The 16,614-nt window shown below is 59.7% G+C and carries 17 protein-coding genes and 2 pseudogenes; 13 read left to right on the top strand and 6 right to left on the bottom strand.

Features of this window, described 5'->3' with window-relative positions; all coding sequences use genetic code 11:
* Positions 1-95 precede the first annotated feature (95 nt).
* Both P9228_RS26380 and P9228_RS26375 read left to right on the top strand, forming a co-directional pair.
* A complete protein-coding gene (locus P9228_RS26380; RefSeq protein WP_278056385.1) occupies positions 96-539 on the top strand; it encodes a plastocyanin/azurin family copper-binding protein in 444 nt (147 codons plus the stop codon).
* Between the two features lie 74 nt (positions 540-613).
* Positions 614-1,471, top strand: coding sequence for an ATP-binding protein (locus P9228_RS26375; RefSeq protein ID WP_278056383.1), 858 nt, complete (start codon positions 614-616; stop codon positions 1,469-1,471).
* On the opposite strand, the gene P9228_RS26370 is transcribed toward P9228_RS26375, so the two are convergent.
* Positions 1,461-2,312, bottom strand: a complete 852-nt coding sequence (locus tag P9228_RS26370) for a LysR family transcriptional regulator (protein ID WP_278056382.1) — start codon at positions 2,310-2,312, stop codon at positions 1,461-1,463. The genes P9228_RS26375 and P9228_RS26370 overlap by 11 nt on opposite strands.
* A 189-nt stretch (positions 2,313-2,501) precedes the next feature.
* Between P9228_RS26370 and P9228_RS26365 the strand changes: the two genes are divergently transcribed.
* From P9228_RS26365 to P9228_RS26325, 9 genes are all read left to right on the top strand, one after another.
* The gene (locus P9228_RS26365; RefSeq protein ID WP_127216077.1) at positions 2,502-3,260 is read left to right on the top strand and encodes a gluconate 2-dehydrogenase subunit 3 family protein; all 759 of its coding nucleotides are present in this window, start codon (positions 2,502-2,504) and stop codon (positions 3,258-3,260) included.
* A 27-nt stretch (positions 3,261-3,287) separates the two neighbouring features.
* Positions 3,288-5,054, top strand: a complete 1,767-nt coding sequence (locus P9228_RS26360; protein WP_278056380.1) for a GMC family oxidoreductase — start codon at positions 3,288-3,290, stop codon at positions 5,052-5,054.
* 119 nt (positions 5,055-5,173) lie between these two features.
* A complete protein-coding gene (locus tag P9228_RS26355) occupies positions 5,174-5,581 on the top strand; it encodes a cytochrome c family protein (RefSeq protein ID WP_278056378.1) in 408 nt (135 codons plus the stop codon).
* Positions 5,582-5,619: 38 nt separating this feature from the next.
* A complete protein-coding gene (locus P9228_RS26350; RefSeq protein WP_127241940.1) occupies positions 5,620-5,874 on the top strand; it encodes a hypothetical protein in 255 nt (84 codons plus the stop codon).
* Entirely contained in the window at positions 5,825-6,196 is a 372-nt protein-coding gene (locus P9228_RS26345) for a DUF488 domain-containing protein (protein ID WP_095800014.1), read from the top strand. The genes P9228_RS26350 and P9228_RS26345 overlap by 50 nt, the downstream gene beginning before the upstream one ends.
* Positions 6,197-6,321: 125 nt before the next feature.
* Complete coding sequence (gene fsa / locus P9228_RS26340) at positions 6,322-6,978, top strand: fructose-6-phosphate aldolase (protein ID WP_067330524.1); 657 nt, start codon at positions 6,322-6,324, stop codon at positions 6,976-6,978.
* A gap of 370 nt (positions 6,979-7,348) precedes the next feature.
* Positions 7,349-8,755, top strand: a complete 1,407-nt coding sequence (locus P9228_RS26335) for an FAD-dependent oxidoreductase (RefSeq protein WP_278056376.1) — start codon at positions 7,349-7,351, stop codon at positions 8,753-8,755.
* A gap of 18 nt (positions 8,756-8,773) precedes the next feature.
* Positions 8,774-9,064 carry a hypothetical protein gene (locus P9228_RS26330; protein ID WP_278056374.1) on the top strand — a complete coding sequence of 97 codons (291 nt, stop codon included), beginning with the start codon at positions 8,774-8,776 and terminating at the stop codon, positions 9,062-9,064.
* Between the two features lie 155 nt (positions 9,065-9,219).
* Positions 9,220-10,041: a universal stress protein gene (locus P9228_RS26325; RefSeq protein ID WP_278056372.1), complete on the top strand. Its 822-nt coding sequence runs from the start codon at positions 9,220-9,222 to the stop codon at positions 10,039-10,041.
* 121 nt (positions 10,042-10,162) lie between these two features.
* Here P9228_RS26325 and P9228_RS26320 read toward each other — a convergent pair whose 3' ends face one another.
* Both P9228_RS26320 and ctaD read right to left on the bottom strand, forming a co-directional pair.
* A complete protein-coding gene (locus P9228_RS26320; RefSeq protein WP_278056371.1) occupies positions 10,163-10,792 on the bottom strand; it encodes a Tim44/TimA family putative adaptor protein in 630 nt (209 codons plus the stop codon).
* A gap of 35 nt (positions 10,793-10,827) precedes the next feature.
* Positions 10,828-12,422: pseudogene (ctaD, locus tag P9228_RS26315) on the bottom strand (cytochrome c oxidase subunit I).
* A gap of 681 nt (positions 12,423-13,103) precedes the next feature.
* Between ctaD and P9228_RS26310 the strand changes: the two are divergent.
* Positions 13,104-13,488, top strand: a pseudogene (locus tag P9228_RS26310) (DUF488 family protein).
* Positions 13,489-13,496: 8 nt separating this feature from the next.
* Here P9228_RS26310 and P9228_RS26305 read toward each other — a convergent pair.
* Positions 13,497-14,060, bottom strand: a complete 564-nt coding sequence (locus P9228_RS26305; RefSeq protein WP_067330548.1) for a nucleoside-diphosphate kinase — start codon at positions 14,058-14,060, stop codon at positions 13,497-13,499.
* A 159-nt stretch (positions 14,061-14,219) separates the two neighbouring features.
* On the bottom strand, positions 14,220-14,684 hold the full coding sequence (gene rnk / locus P9228_RS26300; protein ID WP_067330551.1) for a nucleoside diphosphate kinase regulator: 465 nt from the start codon (positions 14,682-14,684) through the stop codon (positions 14,220-14,222).
* Positions 14,685-15,123: 439 nt separating this feature from the next.
* Between rnk and P9228_RS26295 the strand changes: the two genes are divergently transcribed.
* Positions 15,124-15,981 (top strand): universal stress protein, encoded by an 858-nt coding sequence (locus P9228_RS26295; protein ID WP_278056368.1) that lies wholly within the window; start codon positions 15,124-15,126, stop codon positions 15,979-15,981.
* Positions 15,982-16,221: 240 nt separating this feature from the next.
* Here P9228_RS26295 and P9228_RS26290 read toward each other — a convergent pair whose 3' ends face one another.
* Positions 16,222-16,524, bottom strand: coding sequence for a hypothetical protein (locus tag P9228_RS26290; RefSeq protein ID WP_067330561.1), 303 nt, complete (start codon positions 16,522-16,524; stop codon positions 16,222-16,224).
* Positions 16,525-16,614 lie beyond the last annotated feature (90 nt).

The following is a 16,614-nucleotide window of genomic DNA, read 5'->3' as shown; positions in this document are numbered from 1 at the left end:
CACGTCGTCAGGTACTGGGCGGGGGTGGCGGGCTTGTGGCTGCCCTTTCCCTCTCTCCCCAGGTCGCGTGGGCCGACGAGGTGGTGGAAATCAGAATGCGAGGCCGCGACGACGGCTCACAGGTCTGGTTCGACCCGATCGGCATCCTGGTCGAACCGGGACAGACGGTGCGCTGGACGAATCTCAATTCCGGCAATTCGCACACGACGACTGCCTACAGTCCGACGAACTTCGGGAGACCGCGCCGCATGCCCAAGGCGGCAAAACCGTGGGATTCCGATTACCTCCTGCCCAACGAGAGCTTTTCGGTCATTTTCATCGAGAAGGGGGTCTATGACTACTATTGCATCCCGCATGAGCACGCCGGAATGGTCGGACGTATCATCGTCGGCGCGCCCGAGGCACATGGCTGGAGCGAGCTGGTTGGCCCGAATGGCGATCTGCCGGAGGTGGCCCTCAAGGCATTTCCGAAAGTCGAAGACATCATGACACGAGGGTTCGTCCGGCGCGATCAGACCATGCCTACGGGACCGGGCTGAAACAAGGAAAGATTGGATGCTGCGTCAGACCGGGGCACGAGTTCCCGGCTGTCGTCGATTGGGGGAGGGCTCTCATGACAGTCGACGTGCATACATGCGAAAATCAGTCGCGGTCTCAAGCTGGGCGAGGCGGGCGCTCTCAGTTGCTGGACGCTTCTATCGATGGCTGGGCCGTAGTCGAGGGACGCGAGCGTGCGAGGAATCGCCTTGCTGCATTGGGGGAGATGGCTGGCGGCATTGCGCATGACTTCAGGAACCTGCTGGCGGTCATCGAGTCCGGCCTGAGGCTTGCCGAAGCAAGAGCCGACGAGCCCAACCGTGTGAGGGCCTGCATCACGCTGGCGCGAGAAGGAATCAATCGCGGGATCGATTTGACCTCGCAGCTCCTCGCCTTTGCAAAGCACCAGGAACTTGATGCTCATGCTGGCGACGTGAATGAATTCCTCAGATCCTTCGCGCCTTTGCTGAGGTACGGCGGCGGACCCGATGTGCGCGTCGAGCTTGAACTCGGTGCAGAAACTCCCGACTGCCTGATCGATCCCGCATTGTTCGACACCGCAGTGCTTAATCTCGTCGTCAACGCGCGCGATGCCATGCCAAATGGCGGCGAGATCAGAGTCATCACCGGACCGTTGGTGCAGGAGACCGCGACACCCGATCCGCCGGGGCCGGGAACCTATGTCTGCGTTAGCGTCAAGGACCAAGGTTGCGGCATGACCGCCGAAGTGTTGCGAAACGCGTTCGATCCTTTCTTCACCACGAAGGGTGAGGAAGGTACCGGCATGGGGCTGCCGCAAGTGCGCGCATTGATGCGTATGATCGGCGGCCATGTTCGCATTGCAAGCGAGCCGGGGATTGGGACGACAGTCGACCTGCTGTTCCCGTCAATCCGACCGGATGTCAAAGCCTCGTCAAGAATGACTAGAATTTAACGTCGCCGCCTGCAACGGCATGTAATCCTGACAGGGCAGGACCTACTACGCTCTCATCCGCACTCGCGGATTGCACCGCGTACACCGGATAGGAGAACTGGGGCATTTCAGGCACAAGATGAAGCCGGCCGGCTTCTATGTGAGGTTGCACAGAGCTCATTCGGAAATATCCGGACCCGCCAGCGGCCAGAACATAGTTCAATCCGAGCGGACCGAGGTCGAAGGAAAGATCCGGCGCAGCACTCGGGAAATTCACGCCGTGATGAAGCTCAAAATCCGGCCCCCAATCCATATAGACATAATCGGATCCGTCCAGGAGTTGCGCTTCGGGGTTGGTGGTCGCGAGAACCAGTTTTTCCTCAAGAAGCAGATCGATCTTCAAGCCCAGTCTGTGTGGGGGCGCGTACATGATGGCTATGTCGACCATTCCCGAGGCGACCTGGTTGATCAGGTCCTGTGGCACATCGACATGCACTCTAAGTGCAATATCCTGAAGCGAGCGGCGCATCCATCGGACCCAATCGAGCAGAAGAGGTTGCGCAAGGCTGACTTCGCTGCCGACCGTCAGAACAGCCCGGCGTCCCGTAGGCACGGCAACCTGGTGAAGGGTGCGTTGCCATAGTTGGACGAACATCGGAGCGTGCCGCAGAAATTGCTCACCCGCGGGCGTGAGCGAAGCGCCGCCTTTGTGGCGAACGAAGAGTGGTCGGCCCAATTGTTGCTCGAGGTTGCGGATCCGTGCGCTGACGGTCGTCTGGGCGACGTTCAAGCGCTCCGAGGCGCGAATGAAGCTCCCGGTCGAGACGATCTCAACAAAGGTGCGAGCGAGTTCGATATCCATGACCGCTAATAGCATAAAAGTTGCGCTTAAATGTCAATGAATTTCGTTTGCCACATAGTAGGCGCGAACATTAGGCTCTCCGAATACTCACCGGATTGAGCGCTGAACGCGGCGCAGCGCCGGGATGGAGCGGGCATAGGCCTCTCCATCCTCACCCCCTCGTTTGCCCGCAGTGTCACAGGAGCGATCATGTCGACGAATGAAAAGAACGGCCAAGGCGATGTCGGACGTCGTGACTTTCTAAAACTGTTCGGCGCGGCTGGCGCGGCAGCGGGCACCCTGCCGTTTGGCGGATCCGCATCGGCGGACGAGATCGTGGCAGCGGCCGCCACGGACACGAAGCACCATCACGCCGCCGAACCTCGTGCCCGAGGCGGTGGCTACGAATTCTTCAATGTCGACGAATCCGCCTTCGTCGAGGCGGCGGTCGACACGCTCATTCCAAACGATGCGGCCGGTCCCGGAGCCAAGGAGCTTGGCGTGGCGACATACATCGACCGGCAGATGGCCAGCGGATACGGCAAGGGCGACCGGCTTTATCTGGAAGGGCCGTTTGGCGAGGGTACGCCCGGGCAGGGATATCAATTGCCGATGACGCCCTCGGAGCTGATCCGGGCGGGAATCGCCGACGTCAATGCCGTCGTACAGAAAAGCCACAAGAACAGCTTCGCGGCCCTTTCGGCAAAGGATCGCGCCGCCACTATGGCGGACCTTGAGGCCACGAAGACCGAGCTTCCAACGGTGCCCGCTGCAACCTTCTTCAGCCTCCTTCTGCAGCTCACGATCGAGGGTTATTTCGCGGACCCGATGTACGGCGGGAACAAGGACGCGGCTGCCTGGAAGATGATCGGCTTCCCCGGCGCAGATGCCATGTACGCGGACAAGATCGAGCCGTTCCGGAACAAGCCCTACAAGGCTGAACCGAAGGGCATCCAGGACCTCATTTGATCGCCGCAAGAAAAAGGAGACTTTGACATGGCCACCAAACTGAACCCGGTCGATGTGCTGATTGTCGGTCTGGGGTGGACAGGCGGCATCATTGCCAAGGAGCTTGCATCCACCAAGCTCAAGATCGTCGCCCTTGAGCGGGGAGGCCCGCGTGACACCAATCCGGATTTCATCGATCCTGAAATCCACGACGAACTGCGCTACGCCGCCCGCCACGACCTCATGCAGAACGTGCGGCGGGAAACCATCACATTCCGCAATAGTGAATCGCAAACGGCGCTGCCGATGCGTCAACTCGGCTCGTTCTTGCCAGGGCAGGGTGTCGGCGGTGCCGGCGTGCATTGGAACGGCGTGACCTGGCGCTGGCTCGAATGGGATCATCAGGCGCGCACCCGGACCGTCGACAAGTACGGCGAAAAGATCATCCCTTCGGACATGCACCTGCAGGACTGGCCGATCACCTATGACGATCTCGAACCCTATTACGACAAGTTCGAAAAGACCTGCGGCACCTCCGGCAAGGCCGGCAATCTCAACGGCAAGAAAATCGACGGCGGCAATATCTTCGAGGGCGCGCGTAAGGAGGATTATCCCAACCCGCCAATGATCGCCGCGCAGAGCATGGTGATGTTCGAGAAGGCGGCCCGCAATCTCGGCTACCATCCCTTCCCAAACCCCTCGTCCAACGCGTCTCGCGATTACGTCAATCCCGATGGCGTGGCGTTCGGCCAATGCCACTACTGCGGCTACTGCGAGCGTTTCGGCTGCGAGGCGAATGCAAAAGCCAGCCCGCATTTCACCGTTATTCCGCTGGCGCTGAAGAATCCGAATTTCGAACTGCGCACAAATTCGATCGTGCTGAAGATCAATCTCGATTCGACCCGCAAGAAGGCCGTCAGCGTCAGCTATCTCGACGCTCGCGGGCGAGAATTCGAACAACCTGCCGACCTTATCATCCTGTCGGCCTACGCGCTCGGGAACGTCAACCTGCTGCTGCAGTCGGGGATCGGCGTTCCTTACGATCCCGCCACGGGTAAAGGCGTGGTCGGCCGAAACTATGCCTACCAGTGCGGCGGCGGGGCTACCGCCTTCTTCGACAAGAAGACCATCCTGAACCGCTTCATGGGCGCCGGCGCGCTCGGCACCTGCATGGATGATTTCAACGGCGACAACTACGATTTCGTGAAGGCCGGATACATCGGCGGCGGCGGTATCAGTTGCAGCAACTCGGGCGCCCGGCCTATCCAGTCACATCCGACACCCCATGGCACGCCGCGCTGGGGCTCGGACTGGAAGAAAGCAGTGGTCGACAACTATGACCATGCTGCCAACGTTGGCAATCAAGGCGCGGTGATGGCCTACAGGCAGAACTATCTCAGCCTCGATCCGACCTATACGGACATCTTCGGACGCCCGCTGATGAGGATGACGTTCGATTTCCAGGATAACGAAATAAAGCAGATGAACGGCCAGGCCGACATCTGCGTGACAATCGCCAAGGAGATGGGTGCGATCAGGGTCGACCGGAGCATTCCGCCGGTGCCCTATTCCATCGTTCCCTATCAGAGCACTCACAATACCGGCGGGGCCGTTTTCGGCGCCGACCCCACCACCAGTGTCGTGAACAAACATCTTCAGGTCTGGGATGTCCCGAACGTATTCGTCACCGGCGCCTGCGTATTTCCGCAGAACGCCGGGAAGAATCCGACCGGACCGGTGGGCGCTCTTGCCTATTGGGCGGCGGACGCGATCAAGAATTATCTGAAGAACCCCGGCCCATTGGTTCCCTCCTGAGGCAAGTCTGCCGGGTCCGGATCCAAGCTTCGGATCCGACAGGCTGTGCGTTTCGAATACCGACATAACCAGGGTGGCTTGGCGGCAACCAAGCCGCCCCTCATTGAAAGCACGCGAAGATGAGATCAACCATTCTTGGATTGACGACCGTGGTTCTCACCGCAGTCGGATCTGCGCAGGCGCAGGACAAATCTCCTGGCGATGCTGACGCCGGCGCCTCGGTCTTCAAGAGATGCATGGCCTGCCATGCGGTCGGGCCCGACGCCAAGAACGGGGTAGGGCCGGTATTGAATGGCGTCGTTGGCCGTGCAGCAGGCACTTACCCTGGTTACAGCTATTCCGCGGCGAACAAGAATTCGGGCCTGACCTGGGATGAACCGACGCTGACCACATATCTGCACGCGCCGCGCAAGTTGGTGCCCGGCACGAAGATGACATTCGCTGGTCTCAGCAAAGACCAGGAGATCGCCGATGTGATCGCCTATCTGAAACAGTTCAACGCCCAAGGACAGAAGGCCTCTCCCTGAGCCAGGGACGATCTGTCCGGCTTGCAAAGCACAATCTTATGAAATTCCTCCTGCATCAGGGCCTGGGGTATTCGACCGTTCATCAGATCGGCGACTACCTGCGAAGCCACGGAACCGGCCATCACTGGATCGAACGGTATCGGGGCAGCATCTTCGTCATCGTATCCGATCAAGCCGACGAGATGATCCTTCGAAACGAGTTCTCCGGGCTTCTCGATGCCGTCAACGAAAGGAGACGGACGGATGAGCGGAAAAGCCATCGACGAGAGCATAAAACTGAAGCGCGCCTATGAGAGCCCAGCTGCCGACGATGGCACGCGGGTGCTGATTGACCGGCTTTGGCCGCGCGGGGTCAAGAAGATCGATGCCGGCATCGACTGCTGGATGAAAGAACTCGCGCCAAGCACCGAGCTTCGGAAATGGTTCGGACACGATCCCGCCCGCTGGGACGAATTCCGTCGGAGATATGCGGCGGAAATCCACGCGCATGGCGATGAGCTCGACCGGCTCCGCGACCTGATACGACACGGCCCTGTCACGCTCGTCTACTCGGCTCATGACGAGGCCCACAACGATGCCGTCGTCCTGAGAGAGATTTTGCTGGGACATCGCTAGAGACGTCGCGCCGCCCTGCCTTTGTGCCATCAAGGACATGGGGCGTGTGACCACTACAGCGGGTTCAAATCACTTTTCTGGAACCAAACCGAGCAAGGTTCATCAAATCATCGAGGAGACGCACAATGAAATTCTTTGTCGATACAGCCGATATATCTGAAATTCGCGAGCTTGCCGCGGCAGGCTTTGTCGATGGGGTGACCACGAACCCGTCGCTCATCTCGAAGACCGGTCGGCCGATCAGGGATGTGATCAAGGAGATCTGCGGGACGATCGAAGGCCCGGTTTCAGCGGAAGTCACCGCGACCGACTTCGACGGCATGATTGCCGAAGGAGAGCGTTTGGCGAGCATCGCGACCACCGTGGCCATCAAGGTACCATCCACCTGGGATGGGTTCAGGGCTTGTCGGGCGCTCGCTCGCCTCGGCCACAAGGTCAATGTCACGCTGTGCTTTTCCGCAAACCAAGCATTGCTTGCGGCCAAGGCGGGCGCGACGTTCATTTCGCCCTTCATCGGCAGGCTCGACGACCTCGGATTGGACGGCATGGAAGTGGTCCGGGAAATCCGCGCGATCTACGACAACGACGCATGCTTCACGACGGAAATCCTGGCTTCTTCAATACGCACTCCACTCCATGTCAAAGCTGCGGCAATTGCAGGCGCCGATATTGCGACCATTCCCCCAACTGTACTTCGGAGCCTTGCCAAGCATCCACTCACCGACAAGGGGTTGGCATCCTTTCTCGCGGACTGGGGCAAGACTAGGCAAGCGATCCTTTAAAACTTGCTGGCCGGCGGTCCGACTTGAGCCGTGAGCAGCCCAAGGGACGGGCTGGTCGAGAACACGCGCCGTGGTGACACCGACAGCCTCAAAGTGGCCGGCGTGTTCACTTTGTCCTCACTTCGTCCGTCCATCACATGCTCCTGGAATCCAACACAAAAAATGCATTCAATCGCTCACTAAATTCGTTTGCATGGTGCCCTGGATGGCAGGAGACTGGGACGTAGCGGTTCCGCTTTAGTCGGGAGCTCCGGTGAAAACGAAAGCGTCGGTCTGAAGGCGCGCCTGGATGGAACATGTTCAGGGCGTGCGAAGTCTATCGAGGCTCCAGTTATCGATCTTGCGCTGAGAATCGCCAACGGAGACGAAAATGGCTGGGAGCCATTCGAAGGCAAACGGTCCGGATCTGGTTCAGGGCATCGCGATCGCCGATCTTGAGGATGGCGGCAAGCTCGTCGGCCATTGCGGCGACGAGCAGGTGCTGCTGGTGCGCCGCGGGAGCGAGGTATTCGCGGTCAGCGCGACATGCACGCATTACGGCGGGCCGCTCGTCGACGGTCTGGTAGCAGAAGACACGGTTCGGTGTCCGTGGCATCACGCGTGCTTCGATCTGCGCACGGGCGAGGCGCTGCGCGCGCCCGCCTTCAGCCCGCTCGCCTGCTGGTCTGTGGAACAGCGAGAAGGCAAGATATTCGTGGTCGAGAAGCGTAAGCGAACGGCACCGGTGGTGCGAGATGGCGGTGCGGCTCCGGAAAGAATTGTCATTGTCGGGGGTGGCGCGGCTGGTTTCGCTGCCGTTGAGACACTGCGGCGTGAGCAATACCAGGGCAGCATCACCATGATCAGCGATGACCAGGCGCCGCCCGTCGACAGACCGAACCTCTCAAAGGACTATCTCGCCGGCAGGGCGCCGCAGGATTGGATTCCGCTGCGCGGCGAGAAGTATTATTCGAAAAACAACATCGACCTGCGTCTCGACACAAAGGCCGACCGCATCGACCCGCGGTCCCGCGAGGTTGTGCTGTCGGATGGCAGCACGATTTCTTACGAAAGGCTGCTCCTTGCCACGGGGGCCGAACCAGTTCGGCTTGCTACCCCCGGAGCCGAGCAATCATTTGTCCACACGCTGCGCTCTTTCGCCGACTGCAAGGCGATTATCGAGCGGGCCGCGAATGCGCGACGCTGCGCCGTGCTCGGCGCCAGTTTCATCGGCCTCGAGGTTGCGGCGGCGCTGCGCTCGCGCGGCATCGACGTTCATGTCGTAGCGCCGGACAGACGGCCTATGGAGCGGGTCCTGGGTCCGCGGATGGGCGACTTCATCCGCGCCCTCCATGAGGAGAAGGGTGTCGTCTTCCATCTCGAGGCGACTGCGGCCAGCATCGACGGCAACAAGATGAAGCTCAGCAGCGGCGGCACGTTGATGGCGGATTTCGTCGTGGCCGGCGTCGGCGTCAGGCCACGCATAGGTCTCGCCGAAAAGGCCGGGCTCAAACTCAATCGCGGCGTTGCGGTGAACGCGTTTTTGGAAACAAGCGCGCCCGGAATTTTCGCGGCCGGCGACATTGCCCGGTGGCCCGATCCGCATAGTGGCGAGAATCTTCGGGTAAAGCATTCGGTTGCGGAGAGACAAGGTCGCACCGCCGCACTCAACATGCTTGGCCATCGCGAGAAGTTCGCGGCGGTGCCGTTCTTCTGGAGCCAGCATTACGATGTGCCCATCAACTATGTCGGCAGTGGGAGCGCACCGAGAATGACGCAGCCGAGCATGTCACCGTGACCGAAAGGAGACCGATCTATGTCCGCATTGCAACAGGACGTTGCCAGGGATTTGCAAGTCATTGCGCCCACTCAGCATCATTCCAAGATCGTCGAGTTCGCCAAGGAGGTTGCCGAACAAGAGTCCCATCAGATGCCGACGTCGGTCGCAATCTTCTCCGACAGCGGTCGTTGGTACTGCCAGGTCCGTCGCGGCAATGAAAAGACCCGGCCGATGGGCCCCTATACCAAACGAGAGGCTGAACGGGTTCAGGAAGTTCGCAGAGCCTTGATCGCCAAAAGAGGCACCGCTCGGATTATGTTCGAGTAGGCGGGGACCTGACGATCGCGCCGGCCGGCGTACTCCTCACTCCAACCATCGTTCGTCATTGAGTTTGTTGAAACCTTGCCGGATCTCGCGGCGGGCCCTGTTGACGTTGCGTTCCGGCGCCGCGATCAACCGCAACCAACGGAAGAAAAGCCAACATGGGCTACAAGTCGATCGTTCTCAATCTCGACATCGACGGGATGGTCGCTCCTGTTGTCAAGCTCGGAGTCGATCTCGCCCAGCGCTTCGACGCGCGCCTGATAGGTCTGTCGGCCGCCGACGTTCCGCCGCCGGTTGTAATGGAAGGTGGAGTGGCCTTCGAAGGCGAGAGCATGACGCGCCAGCGCAAGAACATCAAGCGACGGCTCGAGGACCTCCACGCGCAGTTCGAAAGCATTGCTGGCACGACGGTTCATACGCAATGGCGTGGGACCGTGGGCAATCCGACCCGCTCGCTAATTGAATCGGCGCGGTTGGCCGATGTCATCGTCACAGCATCGCCGGAGGGTGCCAGTTTCGACGACGCGTATCGGTCGACCGACCTCGGCAATCTGATCCTTCAGGCCGGACGGCCCGTATTTTTGGCAGCGACCAACCAGGAGAATTTCCGCATCGACAAGGTTCTGGTCGGATGGAAGGACACGCGTGAAGCCAGGCGCGCGGTTCTAGATGCCATGCCCTTTTTGCGGATGGCTCAGGAGGTTGGGGTCATTACGATCGACGATGGCCCAACTGACCAAACCTGGAACGGGCTGGATGATGTTGTCGCCTTCCTGGACATGCACGGCGTAGAGGCCAAGGCGGAGGTGTTTCCGGAAAAATCCAATGGCCGAACGATCGCCGACGTCGCCGGCGCAATGAACGCGGATCTCGTCATATCCGGCGCCTATGGCCACAGCAGGTTCAGGGAGTGGATCTTCGGCGGCGCTACCCGCTCGCTACTTGAAGCTGATCGGCTGAACCGGCTCATGTCGAACTGATCGCCGGCACCGATGGCGGAGTGCATCCCACCTGCTGACAGATTTCGCGAACGCATCCCAGCCCGCTGGGTTGGTGCTCGTTAACCGTGACAAGCCTGCCGCCGGACCCTATCGCAAGAACTCAGGCTTGTTGTTGTTCGCCCTCGGTGGCGATCAACATCCAGTTCCGCTTCCTTGACTGGGTTTGACAGGCGAACGTCCACGTATCGATCATCTCAACGATCTCCCAGGGATCGCCGGCGACGACTGCATTGTCGGCAGAGCGTGTAACGCTGACTACGTCGGAAACGTATCGAACAACTATCTCAGCGGTGCCATTCTCCACGAAAGCATCGACAACCTTCGTTTCGTCTGTCCTGATGAAGGTGAGTTCCAGCATCTCTTGCCGATCGCGCCGCCCGACGATATCTCGTTCGAAGGCATCAAGCACTTCCGGCCCGACGAGGCGCTGCAATGTCTGGATGTCACTCTCCGCAAACGCCCGCAGTATCGCTTCATAGGCCCTCCTGGCGCCGGCCAGAAATGCCGCGAGATCGAAATCCGGGTCGATCTTGCGAAGCGCATCCTGGGACATGTCCGCACAGGATGTGTGTTCGGCACTTTCGTCCCGCCGCGCCGCTGCAGTGTCCCGCTTGGCCCTCTCGTCGTTCCAGCGGGAGAGGAGCTGGCTCCAACTCCCAAGCATGGCCCAATAAAGCGCGAGAATCGCAACGAGAAGGATCTGGCTGGTCGGGTCTGAGGTCTCGCTCATGACATTCACCCATCGACTTGTCGAAGATGCCCATATCAGTGGATCCGGGGCAGCCTTTCCCACTGATGGAATGGCGGCGGCGACGGCAGCTGCCATTCAAGTGTGGTCGCCCCTTCGCCCCACGGGTTGGCGCTGGCCGGGCGCTTGCGGCTGAAAGCTTCTGCGACCGCGACGAAGAAGATGAACAGCCCCGCGGTCGAGATGTAGGAGCCAATCGAGGAGACGAAATTCCAGCCGGCGAAGGCATCGGGATAATCAGCGTAGCGGCGCGGCATGCCGGCCATGCCGAGGAAATGCTGCGGGAAGAAGACGAGATTGACGCCGATGAACATCGTCCAGAAATGCAGTTTCCCGAGCGTCTCGCTGTACATGTATCCGGTCATCTTCGGGAACCAGTAGTACCAGCCAGCGAAGATGGCGAAGACCGCGCCCAGTGACAGCACATAGTGGAAGTGGGCAATCACGAAATAGGTGTCGTGCAACGAGCGGTCGATTCCGGGGCTGGCGACCATGATCCCGGTGACGCCGCCGACGGTGAAGAGCAAGACGAAGCCGATAGCCCACAGCATCGGTGTCTTGAACTCGATCGATCCGCCCCACATTGTGGCCAGCCACGAAAACACCTTCACGCCTGTGGGAACGGCGATGACCATCGAGGCGAAGGCGAAGTAGCGCTGGCTGTCGAGGGAGATGCCGGTCGTATACATATGGTGCGCCCAGACGAGGAAGCCGATCAGGCCGATCGCCACCATCGCATACGCCATGCCGAGATAGCCGAAGATTGGCTTCCTGGCGAAGGTCGAGATGACGTGGCTGATGATGCCAAAGCCGGGCAGGATCATGATATAGACCTCCGGATGGCCGAAGAACCAGAACAGGTGCTGGTAGAGGATCGGGTCACCGCCGCCATCAGGAACGAAGAACGTCGTACCGAAGTTGCGGTCCGTGAGCAGCATCGTGATCGCTCCGGCCAGCACCGGCAGCGACATCAGCAGCATGAAAGCGGTCACCAGCATCGCCCAGGCAAGGAGCGGCATCTTGTGCATCGTCATTCCTGGCGCGCGCATGTTGAAGATGGTCGTGATGAAGTTGATCGCGCCGAGGATTGATGACGCTCCCGCAAGGTGGATCGAAAGGATGACGAGATCGACCGCGGGACCAGGCTGGCCGGAGGTCGAAAGCGGCGGGTAGAGCGTCCAGCCGCCGCCATGGCCGAGCGTGCCTGGCGCTCCCGGCACGAACATCGAGGTGATGAAGAGGATGAACGCCATCACCAGCAGCCAGAACGAGATATTGTTCATGCGCGGAAACGCCATGTCGGGTGCGCCGATATGATCGGTACCATCCAGTTGCCGAAGCCGCCGATCAGGGCCGGCATGAGAACGAAGAAGATCATGATGAGGCCGTGGGAGCTGACCACGACATTGTAGGCCATCGGATCCCTGAATATCTGCAGCCCTGGCTCCTGGAACTCTATCCGGATCAGCATCGAAAGCGCGGTGCCGAGAATCCCCGCCAAGATCGAGAAGAGCAGGTAGAGCGTCCCGATGTCCTTGTGGTTGGTCGAGTACAGCCACCTGACCAGAAACCGGGGCTTGTGGCCTTCCATCGCTGCCGCTGGATTCGACATGGTGCGCTACCTGCCTTTCATTGCAGGCAAGCCTGATGGCTCTCGCGAGGGACGGCATTCATCCGCCGCGATCGGAGAACCAGGCGCTGTCTGCTTCGTGTTTTCAGTCGTCCGTGACATTGCGTCCATCGCAATGTCGTGGGCTTTGGAGCCGATCGGGCGTAAGCCGATGGCCAGCGGTCCGCCGAAGAAACCGCCGCCACATTCCGAGGCGCCAGCTCCGTACCGCCCCAAACGTGCTACGGAGGGAAGAGGAAGGCAAACGGAATTAAATGCCGCGTAAGTGCAAATTTATTGCTCTTGCAAGCGAGCCGGTGGGCATCAATCGCGCCCGCACCTTGCTTGAAATCGTCATTCGGGCAGCGTCTGGAAGACCGCGGTCGCCTTTGTACGCAGACAACTGTGAGCGCACATCTGCACGCCGGGGGCGAGTCTCAGGAATCAAATAGCCACGACGGAGCACAACTGATGCCGGCAATATTTCCGCATCGGCGCCGCAGCTCCCGATATTGAGTCAGGTAGGCTCGAGGTCGCGCAAGGCGCCGGAATCATCTATTCGGGAGCATGCCGCGGGAGTGAGGGACTGCAGGAGGCGCGAGGCGGATTTAAACACGTTGTGGATGATCGTTCCTCCCAGGCGCGAAGCCACATGGCTGGCTGTGGGTCGACAAGGGAGAAAATGTGCCTTATCCGTTTTACACTATCGGTCACTCGACCAGGTCGATTCCAGAATTCGTTGCCCTGCTGCATGTGGGCGAAGCTAAACGCGTTCTGGATTAACCAGAGTTTTCACAACTACGCCGACTACGCGTTGTCGGCGGAGTTTCATGACGGCCTGGCCCGGCTTGTATCGCTCGGCAGGGAGCGGCAGTGTGCCGTCATGTGCTCGGAAGCGCTGTGGTGGCGCTGTCACAGAAGGATCGTCGCGGACTACCTGATCAGCCGCGGCGAGTCCGTTTTTCATCTGATGAGCCATGACAAGGTCGTGCCAGCGAAACTCACCGACGGCGTGAGGGCAGGAGCCGATGGAATGCTTGTCTACCCGCCTTCACAGCCTTCGGCATAGTCGAGCCCTCAGGCAGCCGACGGCCCCGGGTCGTCGAACCCGGCGTTGAAAGCCGCCGCAACCTTGTTCTGAACTTCGTCGTGCGGTTCATCGGAACGATGGACGGCCCGCGGACCGTGTCCATCCAGCCGCAGCGAATCCGATGCAGCAACTCCCGCCAGTTTCAGTCTCTCGCGCCTTGCGGCTTCTGGTTGGTAAACCACTTCATGCACCGTCAGCGTTTCAAGCATCCCGTCCGCTGTCGGAATGGACATCGACTGCCCCTTGGCCAGACCGAGCAACGCCAGGCCTCGCGGATTGGTGATAGGCAAAAGCATGCCAACCAGACCGCGCATCTGGTCATGTGCGACGATGCGGGTTTCGGCAGGACCGTCGTTCACCCGATAGGCCACGCGGCTGCTGAGTGTCACGACGTTCGCTGGGATGTCATCGCGAAACATGACAACTGCGCTCGAAATCTTCCGCTGGAGAATAGTCGAGAAGGTTTCGTCGCGGATCGGATGGCGTTCCCGTATCACTTGAAGAATCGTGTAATCCTTGGTGGTCAGTTGGCAGGTGTCTATATTGGGCATGGTACGTCTCCAGCCGGCCCGCACAAGGCGATCCGGCAACTGCAGTTGATCGGATGTGAGGAAGTACCCCTGTGCCGGACCGAGATGAGCCGGCGCAGGGGTCAGACTCCCGCGATCAAGCTGCCTGCATGATTGAGGAGACGGACGGAGACGCCCATGTCAGACGCTCGCCGCCATCGTTGGAGACGCAGGTGCGAGCTGACTGACTCCATCACCTTGCGGGGCGGGCTGGGTCACACCAAGCACCAACAGTTCGTGCCGGCGCCCGTCTCGGGCGGTCCACATGATTGACTGTCCAGCCGAGAGGCCGATCAGGGCTGTGCCAATCGGTGTAAGAATCGAAACCTTGCCTTCGGAGATGTCAGCATCGCCAGGGAAAACCAGCGTTACCGTTCTCCGATCACCGGTGTCGGGCTTGAACGTCACAGTTGAACCCATCCGGACGGTACCGGCGGAGACCCAACCATCGGCGACGATCCGCGCGCGCTCGAGCTCGGCGAGCAGCTCATCGGAAGCCTCCGGATATCGTGCGGCGAAAGTGCTCGCGAGCACCGATAAGCGCGCATGATCCGACTGCGAGATGCGGATATTCGGCTTGCGCCGGATTTTCGAGTTTTTCTGCATCTAATGCTCATATTTCTACTGGCTCAGCCGCCATCAAAGGTGGCGGACAGGCGACTTCGGAAATTGATCCCAGTGCGCCAAAAGGTTGGAGCCCTGCTGATCCTAACATGTCGATTAAGCGTTACCCCTCGGCTCGGGGCGCATTGGCAGCCGGGCCGGGGGTTAAGATCCCGCGATGGGGCAAACCCGGAAAAGAAAATCACGACAGAATTTGGCTGCGGCGTTCATATAGGTATAGTTGGTGACGTAATTCGTGAAGTCAAGGCGGACAATGGCAGGCTCAGCCGCAAGACCTGCCAAAAGCGGCACTTTGAAACAGTTGAGCCAGCGCCTGGGGTGACTCGGCGGACAAACGAGACCATCGTCACTTAGATCATTACCCAAAGTCTCCCGAAGGAAGGGGATGGTGATCTCATGGACGAGGAAGACGGAACCTGGCATGAAAATCCTTGCGGCGACAGATTTTTCCACCCGGTCACAACGGGCATTGCGGCGGGCCGGCCTTCTGGCCCGGAACGTTGCCGCGGAACTCACGCTCGTCCATGTCGTCGACGACGACCAACCCTCAGCCATAGTCCGGCTCGAAACCCGCGAGGCCCGAAGATATCTTGCAGAACAAATGACCTCGATCGCCGAGTTGAAGGGACTCCAATGTGATTTCGCAGTCGTGACTGGGAATCCGTTCCGCGGCATTTTGAATGCGGCCGAGGCGCGCGGGGTCGATCTCATTGTCATGGGCGCGCACCGCAAGCAATTGCTCCGTGATGTCTTTGTGGGAACGACGATCGAACGTGTGATCCGCACCGGACAATTCCCAGTGCTCATGGTGAATGCTGAGGTAGAACATTCCTACAAAAAAGTGATGGCTGCCGTGGATATGTCCGAGCCGTCGGCGCGCGCAATAAGCACGGCGAAGGAAACCGGATTGATAGGCGAGGCCAGTTTTTCGCTGGTCCATGGGTTCGATGCCTTCGCCAAGGGAAAAATGTCAAATGCCGGAATAGGCAAGGACGAGTTGGCGAGCTACGTGGCGACAGAACGTTCGCAGGTGGAAAAAGAACTCATAGCATTTCTGGAAGCGAACGACTTTGACGTCGACAATTGGTCGCTGCAAATTAGGGAAGGCGGCCCGGTCGAGGCGATCATGGAGGCAATTAACGAGGTGGCGCCCGATCTTCTGGTGATCGGAACGCATAGCCGTTCGGGCTTCATCAAATTATTTCTGGGAAGCGTGACAGAAAGCCTTCTGCGTTCGGTCGACGTGGAAGTTTTTGCGGTACCGCCTATCCGAAGTTGATCAAGGTCCGCATGGATCATCATCGTTGTTCGTCTTGGGAATCCGCGGTCACCACGAATTGAGCGGGACGCCACCATGCCCTCGCTGCGGTCCCGTGAAGCGCCGCGCGTGCCATGAGTTCCGCAAACGACCAACGCTAAGAGCAGACTGTTCAAAGTGTACCCAGAAGCAGCGGTGGGCTCGCTGATTTCGATTACATCGCCTCGCGCGCGGTGTACCGTTGAGGACCCTGCCCAGGATCTATGGAACGGCATCCGTGCCAACGATGCCCCCCTCATTCTCGAGAACGCTGATCCGCCTGACCTCGGAGCGGTTTAGTTTCAGGCGAACCCCGATACCGCCGCCGTTCTCGGCAATAAAAAAGGCGCCGGCGCCTTCGAGCGCGATTTGGAGCCTATTACAGACTTCGTAGTCGGGGAGTGTGATCCGACGTTCGAATTCCTCGATGGCCAGCGCATCCACGCCTGAATTGCTGGCGAGCTTTTCACGAGTCCATTCGACCAGCGCGCGAGCAGCGCGGCATTGAGCTCCAGTGATCGTCATAAGTTACCCTTTCAGACGCTTTCGGGAGCGACATCGCTGTCTGCTGAAAGCCAGTATGCTCCGGCGCGATGGCTCGACCCGTCAGAAATG

The sequence above is a fragment of the Mesorhizobium sp. WSM4898 genome, assembly GCF_029625845.1.
Classification (GTDB): domain Bacteria; phylum Pseudomonadota; class Alphaproteobacteria; order Rhizobiales; family Rhizobiaceae; genus Mesorhizobium.
Note: the sequence above shows the minus strand (reverse complement) of the source record. Positions and strands in the feature narration are given on the sequence as shown.

Bases quoted from the DNA above. Each gene is read 5' to 3' on its own strand.
- P9228_RS26380 (WP_278056385.1), top strand. From the start codon at position 96: ATGCGAGGCCGCGACGACGGCTCACAGGTCTGGTTCGACCCGATCGGC.
- P9228_RS26375 (WP_278056383.1), top strand. From the start codon at position 614: ATGACAGTCGACGTGCATACATGCGAAAATCAGTCGCGGTCTCAAGCT.
- P9228_RS26370 (WP_278056382.1), bottom strand. From the start codon at position 2,312: ATGGATATCGAACTCGCTCGCACCTTTGTTGAGATCGTCTCGACCGGG.
- P9228_RS26365 (WP_127216077.1), top strand. From the start codon at position 2,502: ATGTCGACGAATGAAAAGAACGGCCAAGGCGATGTCGGACGTCGTGAC.
- P9228_RS26360 (WP_278056380.1), top strand. From the start codon at position 3,288: ATGGCCACCAAACTGAACCCGGTCGATGTGCTGATTGTCGGTCTGGGG.
- P9228_RS26355 (WP_278056378.1), top strand. From the start codon at position 5,174: ATGAGATCAACCATTCTTGGATTGACGACCGTGGTTCTCACCGCAGTC.
- P9228_RS26350 (WP_127241940.1), top strand. From the start codon at position 5,620: ATGAAATTCCTCCTGCATCAGGGCCTGGGGTATTCGACCGTTCATCAG.
- P9228_RS26345 (WP_095800014.1), top strand. From the start codon at position 5,825: ATGAGCGGAAAAGCCATCGACGAGAGCATAAAACTGAAGCGCGCCTAT.
- fsa (WP_067330524.1), top strand. From the start codon at position 6,322: ATGAAATTCTTTGTCGATACAGCCGATATATCTGAAATTCGCGAGCTT.
- P9228_RS26335 (WP_278056376.1), top strand. From the start codon at position 7,349: ATGGCTGGGAGCCATTCGAAGGCAAACGGTCCGGATCTGGTTCAGGGC.
- P9228_RS26330 (WP_278056374.1), top strand. From the start codon at position 8,774: ATGTCCGCATTGCAACAGGACGTTGCCAGGGATTTGCAAGTCATTGCG.
- P9228_RS26325 (WP_278056372.1), top strand. From the start codon at position 9,220: ATGGGCTACAAGTCGATCGTTCTCAATCTCGACATCGACGGGATGGTC.
- P9228_RS26320 (WP_278056371.1), bottom strand. From the start codon at position 10,792: ATGAGCGAGACCTCAGACCCGACCAGCCAGATCCTTCTCGTTGCGATT.
- P9228_RS26305 (WP_067330548.1), bottom strand. From the start codon at position 14,060: ATGCCCAATATAGACACCTGCCAACTGACCACCAAGGATTACACGATT.
- rnk (WP_067330551.1), bottom strand. From the start codon at position 14,684: ATGCAGAAAAACTCGAAAATCCGGCGCAAGCCGAATATCCGCATCTCG.
- P9228_RS26295 (WP_278056368.1), top strand. From the start codon at position 15,124: ATGAAAATCCTTGCGGCGACAGATTTTTCCACCCGGTCACAACGGGCA.
- P9228_RS26290 (WP_067330561.1), bottom strand. From the start codon at position 16,524: ATGACGATCACTGGAGCTCAATGCCGCGCTGCTCGCGCGCTGGTCGAA.